Below are 11784 nucleotides of genomic sequence, written 5' to 3' on the forward strand. Positions count from 1 at the left end.
GATTCATGTACCGACAATACCGACACTGATCCATCGGTCGATCACCCCTTTGGGAACTCCGATTCATGTACCGACAATACCGACACTGATCCATCCGTCGATCACCCCTTTGGGAACTCCGATCACATTGCCGACTCGATATCTTTACGATACCGTGAATCCGACCTTCACCCGTCCGTCGATCACCCCCGTGGGAACCCCGATCCCTGCACTACTCAAGATGTTTGTTGACCACGTGGGTTGATCCTGGAATTTCTGTCCAGTAAAAATTTAGTGTAAATCCGATTGTTAAAAACCAGAATTTTTTCCAAATAATTCTTCCACTCTTCCTACTGGACAAAAGGACGAAGGCAGAGCCGCGGGAAAAAATCACTTTCTATGTAAAAAACGTTTCCCGCATCAGGTCGCACGGGTTTGACCATGTAAGGGTTGCCCGCAATCGCGAAACGCAGGTAACGTCGCGATCGAACGATTTGAAACCCACAAAAAATGGTAAAAGTTCGGCCCTGCCGGGTCGGAACTCACAGGGATCCGGCCCGGAGAGGCACGGGGGTTCCCCCTGCCCCTTCCTTATCCGTTCTCCCCCTCTGCCCAACGGAAGGCACCGTCGGGAACCGTGATCTCGAACCGTGCACCTGTTCCAATTCCGCTCGTCTCCAGGATAGTAATGCCGGTGATGGCCAGGATCTCACGGGAGAGGAACAGGCCAAGCCCTGTATGTTTGCCGTGCCCCCGTTCGAAAAGGTGCAACTTGTCCTCGGCGGTTATCCCTTCCCCGTCATCCTCGCAGACGATCACCTCGGTATCCCCGGAGCGACGGGCGGAGAACCTGATATTCGTCATCTTCGACCCGCCGTAGCGAAGGGCGTTGTCGATCAGGTTGAAGAAGACCTTCTCGAGGAGCGGATCGGCATAGACTTCCAGCCCGGTAAATTCCACCTTCACGTCACAGTCCCTCATGGGAAGGCCCGACATCGCACCGACGATGGTCGTACGCACGTCCTGCCATACGGGGGAAGTCACCCCCATGTCCTGGTAGTCCCGGGTGAAGAGGATCTGGCGCTCGATGGCTTCGGTTACCTGCTCTTCCTTCCGGATAAATTCCGCCAGTTCCGGGACCATGGGGACCTCGTGGGAGAGCTCCAGGTAGCCCTTCAGCGCGGTCACCTGGTTGATGATATCGTGCCTGGTGATGCTCGAGAGCAGGTTGAGCTTCCGGTTCACGACCTGGAGCGCGAGTTCTGTCCGCTTCCGGTCCTGGATGTCGTAACACGCACCGAGATACCCGGAGAAATTTCCTTCAAGGTCGTAAAAGGGTTTCCCTGATGCCAGGATCCAGTGATAGGTTCCGTCATGGCTCTTGAGACGAAACTCCATCTCGAACGTCTTTTTCGCCTGGAACGACCTGCGGTAGGTTTCTTCGACCGCCGCACGGTCATCGGGGTGGACGCCGTCCTTCCATCCGTCATGGTATTCCTGCTCCAGGCTCCTGCCGGTAAATGAGAGCCATTCCCTGTTGAAATAGTCGAACGTGCCTGACAGGTCCGAACGCCAGACCGGGTTTGGAAAATCGTCGAAGAGCTTGAGGTAATAATCCCTTGATCTCCGGATGGTCTCCTCGACCGCCTTGAGCCTGGTCACGTCCACCACGATGACCCCGATCCCGATGGTCCTGCCCCCCCGGATCCGGATGGGGTAGAGATTGGCCAGAAATCTCTGCGCCATGACCGAACGCGGAACATCCTCGCCGGGAACGTCGATCCCGGTAACCGGAACCCCGTTACTGAGTACCTGTGTGAATATGGGTCCCAGTGCCGGCCAGTAGTCCGGGATAAGTTCGACGAGCATCTTACCGGTCTGTTCGTTGCGCGGGACCGGGCTGAACCCTGCCAGAGCTGAATTTGTAATGATCACCCTGAAATCCGTATCCACGAACCCGAACCCTATCGGGGAGTTCTCGAACAGGGTGGTGTACAATGCGAGAGATTCCTCTGCTGTTTTTTTTGCCTCCGAAAGGGCGATTTCGGCCCGTTTTCTCGGGGTGATGTCCTGGTTGGCCCCGTGAGTCTTCACCGTTTTCCCTTCCGCGTCCTTCGTTATCCGGATTCGGACCACGATAAAGCGTATCTCGCCGTCCCTCCGTATGATCCGGTGCTCCACCTCCGATACGTAGTCCGGGTCTGTGGCCGTGATTGCCTTTTCGACCTCATGTGCGACCACCCCTGAATCGTCGGGGTGCACGAATTCCCGGGCGTACACCTCCGCGGACATGGTGTACCCTCCCTCGCGTTCGGCACTGGTCCCGTAGAGTGCGTAAAAACGGTCGTTAAAGGTGAAGATCCCGGATGGGACATCGAACTCCCAGTCGGCCATATGCGCCTGGTCCATGGCTTCCTCGAGGAAGAAATTGCTTTTTTTCAGGGCGGCCTCGGCCTCTGCCCGCTCGGTGATATCCTGGGTCACGCCGAAGGCCTTGATCGTTCTTCCCCCGTCATCCTTGGTGATCCTCACCCGCACGGTGACGTAGCGGATCACCCCGTCCCTGCGGAGGATCCGGTGCTCGGACTCGGAGATAAACCCCGGGTCTTTGGTGTGCAACGCCTTCTCCACCTCGCGGCCGATGATACCCGCGTCCTCGGGGTAGAGGAACTCATGGATATAGGTCCCGGTCGGCATGGTGTACCCTCCCTCGCGTTCTGCGCTGGTCCCATGCAGGGCGTAGAACCGGTCGTTGAACGTGAAGACCCCTTTTTGGGGGTCGGCTTCCCAATAGGCCATGTGAGCCTGGTCCAGGGCATCCTCGAGCAGGGAATGGCTCTCTTGCAGGGCCTCCTCCGTCTCTTTCCGTTCGGTGACATCACGGATCGACTCTATTGCCCCTGCAATCTTCCCCTCGTCATCGTAAACAGGACTCGCCTTCCCCCAGAGGACTTGTTTTCTCCCGTCCGGACGGGAAATGGTCACTTCTGCGATGAGGATTTCACGGTCCTTCCGGATTACTCCGGGGTACATCTCGGTTACCCCGGGGCCGGGATCGAGGACCATATCTATCAGTATCGGGCGCCGTTTGCCATAGAACGGGATGGCGTACTCCTGGTTTCCCTTCCCGATCATCTCATCGGCACCAACACCCGTGAGCTCCTCCATGGCCCGGTTCCAGGTGATCACCACCCCCTGCCGGTCGACCACGAGGACCGCGTCGGGGATAAAGTCGATAATATCGGAGAGCCGTCGTTCCGACTGCTTCAGCGCCTGTTCGGCGATCTCCCTTCTTGCGATATCGTTACTGAGCGCTTCAGTCCGCTCCTGCACCCGCTTTTCCAGATCTTCCCTCGACTTCCTCAACTGCGCATCGACGACCCGCCGTTCGGCGACCACTGCGATGAGGATTATTCCGGTCATGCTGGTGATGGCGATAAATCCCTCGGTGGTGAACAGCTGGATGGCCAGGGTCTGGCCGGAGAACGGCCCGGTCCCGGTGATCACCGCCCTGACGGCGAAGACCCCCGCGAGGGCCGATGCGGCGGTGACATGCCGTTCGCCGAGCCGGAAGACCGCCCACACGATAAAGATCAGGACCACGTAGGGCATCCCCCTCGTGATTGCCGGGGAGAATCCGGTAGAGAAGATGAAATACGCCGTGAACACCAGGGCGACATAAAAAAGGGCGTATTCGGTGAGATATCTCGTTGGGAACTTCAGGGCGGAAGGTCTGGACCAGGAGATAATGAGCGGAGTCGCGACGAGGATTCCCATAACGTCTCCGACCCACCAGATGGCGGCATTCGCTGCATACTCCCCGGGAAGGATCGCGCCGAACGCGTAGAGCGTGGATACTCCCGTGACGGCTGCTGCGGTGCAGGCGACTCCGGTCCCGAGGGCAAACCCGGCAACCCCGGAGAGTCTGCAGTAAAACGGCCCGGATCCTGAGATCCTCTGCACCACGGTATAGAAGATCCATGCCTCCGCAACGTTTCCGAGACCGTAGAAAACCAGGATAGTGGGGGAAAGTCCGGTATAGAGGTTTCCGATGACCTCGCCGAGCCATACCCCGGGTAAAATTCTCGGCCCGAATAAGAGAACGGCCGCCGCGGCTATTCCCGTCGGGAGCCAGATCGTGCTGATATTCCCCTCGCCGATGGAAAAGAACAGGCTGAGCCTCGCAAAAACTACGTATGCGATGACGAGAACTGCATTCCGCACGAGGTCCGCACGATATTTTTTCAGGTCAGGTAACAGGGGCACTCCTCCTCGGGCCAGGAATATTCCGGGGATAACAGGTCAGGCGGTATGAGGGAATATTATCCCGGATATGAAAAATCTTCTCCGGGAAACCAGGGACTGACCGTGCCACCGGTAATCCCGGAAAAAAAGGGGCCGATCCAAGGACAGGATCGATCAGGGACCCGGGTTTATCGACTGGAACGGCACGATCTCGTCGTATACCTTAATCCTTCCTACCTGTGGCGCGGTCACCCAGATCTCCACCCGGTTATTGTATACGCTGCAGGGGAAGGTGACATTCTGCCCCATGTAGAACGGCGCATACATGGACTGGGTCTGCACGTTGCCGTCCGGAGTCGTAAGACTCACGTCGGCCTGGGAGTCGAGGTTAAACCCGTTCCCACCCCGGATGGAGACCATCATGATCGGGTTTGCGGTGTTGCCGTTGCTCTGTACCTGGAAATCAAGCGAGTACTGGGGCGGCAGGGCCTGGGTAGGACCCGGGGTGCCGAGCCCGGAGGTCGGTATGGTCACCGGGGCGGAGGTAGGTACCGTAGTCTGAATCGGGGTAGGAGTCGGCGTCGGTGTCGCCGGTGGCTGGGGGTTCTGGACGCAGCCCGCCGAGAAGATCATTCCGGCGGCAAGCACAAGGGCCAGGATAAGTACTAAACGCTTCATGATGCATGATGGGGTAAACGAGAAGGATAAGCCTATCGGTACATTTTTCCTACAGGAAACGGTTGGCCGCCGTGAGAACAGAAGCGGGTGAAACGGATAATAATGGGTAAAAGGTAGGAAATAGGATGATTCAGACGGATTTTGCCGCCAGATCGATGTCCTCTTCCTTGATGGTCTTCCTGCCCGCGTGGAGCGCAAGTTTGTTCGCTTCACGGGTCAGGTTGCCGATATAGTCCTCAGCCTTTGCCACAAGTGCCGCAGCGGCATCGCTGCCGACACGCTCTGCTCCACTGTTCTTTGCAATTCTAACAACTGCAGCTACTGGTAAATCTGCCATTTTAGCCACCTCACACAATGTGCAACAATTATAGATTTAAACCTTTCGCTGATTTCGACCGATTTCACCGATAAAAAAGGCAAAAGTTACGAAACCGGGGAGGGAAAGGGGAAGGAAAATTCCCGGCACCGTGCCCTCTCCCGGATCACTTCTGGTAAAAGTTACAATGATTAACCCTGAAAAATCACGTATTTTAGCGTTATTCTCCTCAAATTGGCAACAATAGAAAAACGGGCCTTGCAGGACCAGGGGAATTTTTCCAACAGGTCGCCGCAATTTCAGGTGGTGCGCCCTTAATACTCGTCCTGGGGCTTGCTGGTCACCACGTCCTCGACCTCCGGCTCCAGGAGCCATAGCGCTTCCCGGACCTGTTCCCGTACCCCAGGATCACGGTGGTCACGCATGGTGTCGAGGATGGCAATCATTCCTGCGGAGATCAGCTCCTCCTCACCATCGTTTGCGGCTATGGCGACGATGATCTCCAGCACCGAGGACACAGTATGCAGGTTCTTATCGAGGAGCCGCTCCTTGAGGACCTCTATCCCCCCCTGGCGGATCATCTCTTCCGGTCTCCAGTCTTCGTCCTCCGTGTTCATTGCCATTGCTTCCGCAGCCGCTTCCCGGACGTGCCCGTCCGGGTCGTTTAACCGGGTGAGCAGGTCCCTGGTCAGGTCCCTCTCCATCTGGACGTCTTCTGCCATAGTACCTCCGGGCCCGGACCTCACATGCGGTCGTTCCGGAACCATCGGATCCATACTGGACCGTCATTGGTAAAAAAACACATGATCCTCAGATCCAGGTCTCCAGGGCCGGACCCGGGTCATAAGAGGGGTTTGGAATTCCGGTTCCGGCGTATACATCCTGCCGTTCCACCGTTCAGGGAAGAGCTGTCACAGCCCGGGTCCCGGCACATTGAACCGGGCCCCCGGGGATTCTTGAGGAGGACCGGGTGTCCGTCCCCCCTGATGATTTCCCTGAACTGCGGGATGCGGTGCGGTATGACCACTTCCGAGGATATGATGTATTCCCGGTTTTTTCCGGATTATCTCCTCATTACAGGTCGAAACCCTTAACCCCATCCTGTGTGACGTAGTAAGGAATACCTTCGTACCGGACAGGTGCACCGGAAAGTCCTGCAGTCAGGCGATATTTTGGAGCGAGAAAAGCCGGAAACACACACGCCCGGGGAGCACGGAAAAGACGTGGAAGGTGGAGGGCTTGCCTACAAGTGAGTGGCCCTCTCGAATACCACGATCGGGACATTCACTATATCAACGAATTCGAGGCGGAGAGGGTCAGTGCAAGCCCGCCCCCAAAGAGATCATTCATGAAGCGCAAGAGAGAGTAGTACTCATCATCTGAACCGAGGGATCACCCATGCAGGACATATACAAAAAAATTCTTATCGCTACCGACGGGTCGGAGAAGAACCGTGAGGCCCTGAAGGAAGGTCTGAAGATCGCATCTGCGTGCAACGCGATCGTGTACCTGGTCTACGTGATCGATACGGGCACCATCAGTTCGGTCCCCACCGATGTCGCGGGCGGGAGCATGTACCAGGTTCTCGAGGAGGAGGGAAGGCGGGCCATGGAGAACGCGGGGATGCTCGCCGGGGACCAGAAGTCAGAGTGTCTCCTCCTCGCGGGAAAACCCGCCCCGGAGATCATCCGGTTCGCCGGTGAGAACGGCGTCGATCTCATCGTGATCGGGACCAAGGGAAAGACGGGAATAGAACGCCTTCTCCTTGGGAGCGTCGCCGAGAACATTATCAGGAGTGCCCGCTGCCCGGTGCTGGTAGTGAAATCGAACCCCGAATCCCCCCACGGCGGGAAGCCTGGAAAGAGTACGCGAGAACGGTAAGAATTTACCTCTAAACTCAGGCAGGACATTCATAACCCCTATTTTCATGAAAACAACATCCTTTCGTCTCACCCGTGTGAAAGGGTATGGTTCGGGAAAATCCGTCGGATTTTTTTGAAACAAACAATTATCGATACTTTTATGCTTCCCTTGACGAATTCCTGCCCTACAGGAGTCATTGAGTAATGAAGATAATCGGACTGAACGCAAGCCCGCGGGGGGCGGAAAGCAGGACGCTCAAACTGGTCGAGGCCGTCCTCGCCGGTGCCCGGGAGGAGGGTGCCGAGACCGAACTGGTGGATATCTACGACCTGAAGATCGAGTACTGCACCGCCTGCGGGGCGTGTTACGCCACCGGCGAGTGCACCCTGATGGACGACTTTCCCGACCTGTTCGAGAGGATGCTCGATGCCGACGGGATCGTGCTCGGCTCGCCCAACTATATTGACTCCATCACCGCGCCGCTCAAAGCAGTATTCGACCGGGTCGCCGATGCCATACACTGTCAGATGTTCTCGGGGAAATTCGGGTGCTCCGTCTGCACCGCGGGCGGGAGCGGCCAGGATAAGGTGGTCGAATACATGAATCATACCCTCATGGTGCTCGGCTGCACGGTGACCGGCGGCGTGGGCGTCGCCATCGGCAGGGACCCGCTCGCACTCGTTCCCGCGGAGGAGGAGTCCTTCAGGCTCGGGAAAAAACTGGCCCGGTCGATCCGGGGCGAGCATCGTTACCCGGAACAGGAACAGTTTCACCGGGAACGCAGGGATTATTTCTGCCAGCTGGTGATGGCGAACAAGGCAGTCTGGCAGCACGAGTACGACTGGTACGCCCAGATGGGGTGGCTCAAAGAAGAAGAGTAACAGGGCTCGCCCGGCGTATCCCTGTATGAATTTGTACAATCTCCTGCGTGATAAAACCGCTCGCACAGGCGGGCTGTCTCCAGGAGGTTCGAACGGGATACGCCGCAGGGAAATGCCGGTGCAGGGCTGTCTCCGGGCCTGTGCCTTCCGGCCGGAAGACTATCCGCCGGTCCCTGCCCCTGGGTTCAGAACGGGATTCCTCTGATCCTGTCCTCTTTTCCGAAGTCCGCCATGGTCCAGAACCGTGCCTCGCCGTGGGCGATCCGGTAGAGGATGTAGTGCACATCGTCGGGACCGCTGAATATCCCCTGGAGGACCGGACTCTTTCCGAGGATGCGGGCCTTCATCTCCAGGTCATCGACGAATTCAACGTCCCCGGCGACCCTGAGTACCGTTCCGCCGTCGGATGGGGTCGTTGGGTCGTAGAAACAGGCCTCCACGAGGGGGTTGTCCAGGAGCTGGCGGTGCATCCGTTTTCCTTCGACTGTCGCGAAGTAAAACCCGCTCTCTTCGTCCATGACCGATACCGGGCGGACACGGGGTTGTCCCTCTTCCCGTGTCGCCATGAAGCATATTCCTGTTTTTCTTGCAAATCCGATTGCATCGCCCAGATTCATCGTTCTCACTCACGCGTGAATAGATGTTTCAGGTATATGAATGATCCCCTGGCAGGGCGAATACAGCATCGTGCGCCCGGTTAGGGATATGGACCGGGGAATCCTGCGTTCCGGCGGTAAAGGCAGCGCATTAAAGAGATCTCCCGGACCTGGGTTCGACGGAGCCATACCAATCCTTTTTTTGTCCGCATGACAACGGATGCTGGAACAATGGAGGCTGAACCGGCGGTACTGGCGGTAGATATCGGGGCCACCAACACCCGGGTGGCACTCGTGGACACAAAGGGGATAATCAGGGCATCGTTGTCGGAAAAGACCCCGGTTTCCGGGAACGATCCGACGATTATCGCCCGACGGGTGAAGGAGATGGCGGAGCGTCTCCTCGGGCCTGCCGGGTGGGAGGCGGTCGGATCCGTAGGAATCTCGGGTGCCGGCCCTGTCGATCGTGAACGGGGTTCCCTGATCAATCCTCCGAATATTCCATTCCCCGAAGTTCCCCTGGCCGGACCGCTCGGTGAAGGGACCCGCCTCCCGATAACCGTGCTCAATGACTGCCACGCGGGGGTTATCGGGGAACGGTGCTTCGGCGAAGGAATGGGGTATCGTAACATGGTCTACCTCACCCTCTCCACCGGCATCGGGGCCGGGGTAATACTGGACGGGAGGCTCATCCTCGGTTCGGAGGGAAACGCAGCGGAAGTCGGCCACTTCCATGTCGATTCTGCGCTCGACCTCCCCTGCGGATGCGGGTACACCGGCCACTGGGAAGGGTACGCGTCCGGAAGATTCCTCCCCCGGTTCTTCTCCGCATGGTGGGGAAAGGACCTCTCGCACCTCCCGTTCGATCCCCGGACCCCCGAAGGTATCTTTTCCGCAGCAGGCGAGGGCAACCCGATAGCCTCCGCGTTCCTGGACCGGCTTGCGGTGATTAACGGGCGCGGGATCTCGGATATCATCGTTGCCTACAACCCCGACCTGATCGTGTTCGACGGTTCGGTGGTGGTGAACAATGTCCCTGAAGTACTGGAAAGGGCGATTCCCAGGATCGACCGGTACCTCACGCTCCCGCGTCTTGCGGTCACCGCCCTCGGAGGGACCGCCCCGCTCGTCGGGGCCGCGGTGGCGTCAGGAATCGAATGCAGGGGCGGGGATCTCGCCCGGGTCGACTGGAACGACCCGTGCGGTGCAGGCAGATGAAAGGATCTTTATTTGTCCCTTGTGCTCCATCCTACATTCACCGGTCAGACCTGACCGCCCGGTGAATGATGAACAAGGTCTACCCGTTCCTGCTTTCGGTCCCCCACGGGGGCACCGCGATCCCTCCCGGACTCGGGGACAGGATCCTCCTGACAGGAGAGGAGATCCGGTATTACAGCGATCCCGCCTCTCTTGAACTCTACGATTTCAGGGAACGTGTGCAGGGGTACCTCGAGGCCTCCGTGTCCCGTGTCCTGGTCGACCTGAACCGCCCCCCGTACTATCTTCCGCCCCGGCACACGGACGGGGTGGTGAAAACGGTCACCCCGGACGGGATAGAAATATGGAAGGACAGATGTGTTCCCGACCTTCCCTGTATCCACCGCCTCCTGATGACTCATTACTTCCCGTACCACGACCGGATCAACATCCTCCTGGATACGCTCCCGGTGGAACTCGCCATCGACTGCCATACCATGACCCCGGTCGGTGCCCCCCGGAACCACGATGCAGGGAAGAAACGGCCTTTGGTCTGCATAGGGAACAATGGGAATTCTTCCGGGGAACCACGCCCGCACGCCCTCCTTACCTGCCCCCCGGGGTGGGCCCGGGCACTCGCCCGGACGTTCCGGGAGATCTTCCCCGGTCCGGGGGACGTGCTTCTCAACGAGCCCTATCCGGGAGGCTTCATCCCGAACGCCCATTACTGGCACAAAGGTGTCCCCTGGATACAGCTGGAACTGAACCGGTCGCTCTACGAGGTACCCTCCGGGACGCACCCAGGCCCGGCAGCAGTTGACGGGGAGCGGGTCCGGAACCTGCACGACACAATCTGGAACGTGCTTTCCACGTTCTGGGACGGGCTCCAGCAGGGACCAGTATAAGTTTCTACATGCCCGTGACGTTCCCGGGAAGGCCCGGATGCAAATTGCCCGAATTCTTCCGGGGGAGCGCCGCTCGCGCTTTAGGACTGGCACTTGCAATACCCGGTCGAATCCGGATACTATCGAAATTATCTGCCGCAAAAAAAATTTGAGATATTCTTACCGGGCTGTGAATCCTTCAGGGGGGAGCGAGGGCGGGATCTGCCGGAATGAAGGGTTCCGGCTCCCGGACCCTGCCGCCGGAATTCCGGTACTCTCTTCCCGGTTATCCATACTCCTGGTATATTTTCGGGATATTCAGGTTTTATGTGAGAATTAATATTCGGAACGGTTAAATCGGGGCCTGACCTAATATCTGATGTGAGTGCGCATGCATATCCATGACATCATGTATAACATGGAGGAGCGGGAGATCAAGGGAAGATATTCGTCCCTTGACGGCTGGGCCGTTACCCGCCTCTACCCGAAGAACCCCGCAGACCCACATTTCCAGGTTTCGAGGCGGAACGGGCAGGTCCGCGAAACGATTGCGGTATACGCGTCCTATACCCCGGTATCTTCGATCAGGTTGCCTGCAGACGGTATGAAGCGAGCGGTGCTGGTCCCCTCGGGAGCGGACACCGGCAAGATCGATCCTGCCGTAAAGGTCATCCCTATGGCGAGCTACGGTTTTTCCGGCAAGGACCTCGTCTGGCAGACGAAGAAGAAGAACGCCAAAACCGGCGTTATGACCCCCGTTGATTTCTAAAGGATTTTTCAATCCTTATTTTTTTATTTCGACTCCGCCTGGACCAGGGTGTCGTTATCACCTGCCGAATTGTGATGATTTTGATTTCCCCCGGATCAGTTCCCGGGAAGACTTTACAGGAAGATACTGATATCGGAAATTACGGGAAAAAGGGGGAGATGTGAAAAAAGGGAGAAGAACAGAACTCCTTCGCCGGTGAAATGACAGGGTTGGCTAAGGTCGCACAATCCAGCATTTTTGTTCGACTTTATTCCAGTCCGCCTCCAGGAGAATGAATTGTGCGATCTGCATTTCCCGCTCAATCCGTAACTTTTGGCGTATTCCGAAAATTTTTCCGGAATATTTCTGATCCCTGCGATATGAGCATCGCGAACCC

At 57.6% G+C, this 11784-nt stretch carries 10 protein-coding genes; 5 read left to right on the top strand and 5 right to left on the bottom strand.

The features are described from left to right. Positions 1–570: 570 nt before the first annotated feature. The 4 genes from J2741_RS00005 to J2741_RS00020 form a co-directional block, all read right to left on the bottom strand. Positions 571–4245: a PAS domain S-box protein gene (locus tag J2741_RS00005; protein ID WP_209672882.1), complete on the bottom strand. Its 3675-nt coding sequence runs from the start codon at positions 4243–4245 to the stop codon at positions 571–573. A gap of 153 nt (positions 4246–4398) precedes the next feature. Next, a complete protein-coding gene (locus tag J2741_RS00010) occupies positions 4399–4902 on the bottom strand; it encodes a hypothetical protein (RefSeq protein ID WP_209672884.1) in 504 nt (167 codons plus the stop codon). Positions 4903–5032: 130 nt separating this feature from the next. Continuing rightward, on the bottom strand, positions 5033–5239 hold the full coding sequence (locus J2741_RS00015; RefSeq protein ID WP_209672886.1) for a histone family protein: 207 nt from the start codon (positions 5237–5239) through the stop codon (positions 5033–5035). Positions 5240–5532: 293 nt separating this feature from the next. Continuing rightward, the gene (locus tag J2741_RS00020) at positions 5533–5940 is read right to left on the bottom strand and encodes a hypothetical protein (protein WP_209672888.1); all 408 of its coding nucleotides are present in this window, start codon (positions 5938–5940) and stop codon (positions 5533–5535) included. A gap of 676 nt (positions 5941–6616) precedes the next feature. Between J2741_RS00020 and J2741_RS00025 the strand changes: the two genes are divergently transcribed. Together J2741_RS00025 and J2741_RS00030 are read left to right on the top strand one after the other, a co-directional pair. Further along, entirely contained in the window at positions 6617–7099 is a 483-nt protein-coding gene (locus J2741_RS00025) for a universal stress protein (protein WP_209672890.1), read from the top strand. 185 nt (positions 7100–7284) lie between these two features. After that, positions 7285–7962: a flavodoxin family protein gene (locus tag J2741_RS00030; RefSeq protein ID WP_209672892.1), complete on the top strand. Its 678-nt coding sequence runs from the start codon at positions 7285–7287 to the stop codon at positions 7960–7962. A 185-nt stretch (positions 7963–8147) separates the two neighbouring features. Here the strand turns inward: J2741_RS00030 and J2741_RS00035 are convergent, their stop codons facing one another. Then, positions 8148–8579 carry a pyridoxamine 5'-phosphate oxidase family protein gene (locus J2741_RS00035; RefSeq protein WP_245249522.1) on the bottom strand — a complete coding sequence of 144 codons (432 nt, stop codon included), beginning with the start codon at positions 8577–8579 and terminating at the stop codon, positions 8148–8150. Between the two features lie 189 nt (positions 8580–8768). Here J2741_RS00035 and J2741_RS00040 point away from each other — a divergent pair, with 189 nt between their 5' ends. From J2741_RS00040 to J2741_RS00050, 3 genes are all read left to right on the top strand, one after another. After that, the gene (locus J2741_RS00040; protein ID WP_209672896.1) at positions 8769–9776 is read left to right on the top strand and encodes an ROK family protein; all 1008 of its coding nucleotides are present in this window, start codon (positions 8769–8771) and stop codon (positions 9774–9776) included. A 65-nt stretch (positions 9777–9841) separates the two neighbouring features. After that, the gene (locus J2741_RS00045) at positions 9842–10660 is read left to right on the top strand and encodes an N-formylglutamate amidohydrolase (protein WP_209672898.1); all 819 of its coding nucleotides are present in this window, start codon (positions 9842–9844) and stop codon (positions 10658–10660) included. A 370-nt stretch (positions 10661–11030) separates the two neighbouring features. Next, positions 11031–11408, top strand: a complete 378-nt coding sequence (locus J2741_RS00050) for a hypothetical protein (RefSeq protein WP_209672900.1) — start codon at positions 11031–11033, stop codon at positions 11406–11408. Positions 11409–11784 lie beyond the last annotated feature (376 nt).

The sequence above is a fragment of the Methanolinea mesophila genome, from assembly GCF_017873855.1.
GTDB classification, from domain to species: Archaea; Halobacteriota; Methanomicrobia; order Methanomicrobiales; family Methanospirillaceae; genus Methanolinea_B; species Methanolinea_B mesophila.

What these genes read in the sequence shown, in the direction of transcription:
- J2741_RS00050 (WP_209672900.1), top strand. Translation starts at nt 11,031, where the DNA reads ATGCATATCCATGACATCATGTATAACATGGAGGAGCGGGAGATCAAG.
- J2741_RS00025 (WP_209672890.1), top strand. Translation starts at nt 6,617, where the DNA reads ATGCAGGACATATACAAAAAAATTCTTATCGCTACCGACGGGTCGGAG.
- J2741_RS00020 (WP_209672888.1), bottom strand. Translation starts at nt 5,940, where the DNA reads ATGGCAGAAGACGTCCAGATGGAGAGGGACCTGACCAGGGACCTGCTC.
- J2741_RS00015 (WP_209672886.1), bottom strand. Translation starts at nt 5,239, where the DNA reads ATGGCAGATTTACCAGTAGCTGCAGTTGTTAGAATTGCAAAGAACAGT.
- J2741_RS00010 (WP_209672884.1), bottom strand. Translation starts at nt 4,902, where the DNA reads ATGAAGCGTTTAGTACTTATCCTGGCCCTTGTGCTTGCCGCCGGAATG.
- J2741_RS00030 (WP_209672892.1), top strand. Translation starts at nt 7,285, where the DNA reads ATGAAGATAATCGGACTGAACGCAAGCCCGCGGGGGGCGGAAAGCAGG.
- J2741_RS00040 (WP_209672896.1), top strand. Translation starts at nt 8,769, where the DNA reads ATGACAACGGATGCTGGAACAATGGAGGCTGAACCGGCGGTACTGGCG.
- J2741_RS00035 (WP_245249522.1), bottom strand. Translation starts at nt 8,579, where the DNA reads ATGAATCTGGGCGATGCAATCGGATTTGCAAGAAAAACAGGAATATGC.
- J2741_RS00045 (WP_209672898.1), top strand. Translation starts at nt 9,842, where the DNA reads ATGATGAACAAGGTCTACCCGTTCCTGCTTTCGGTCCCCCACGGGGGC.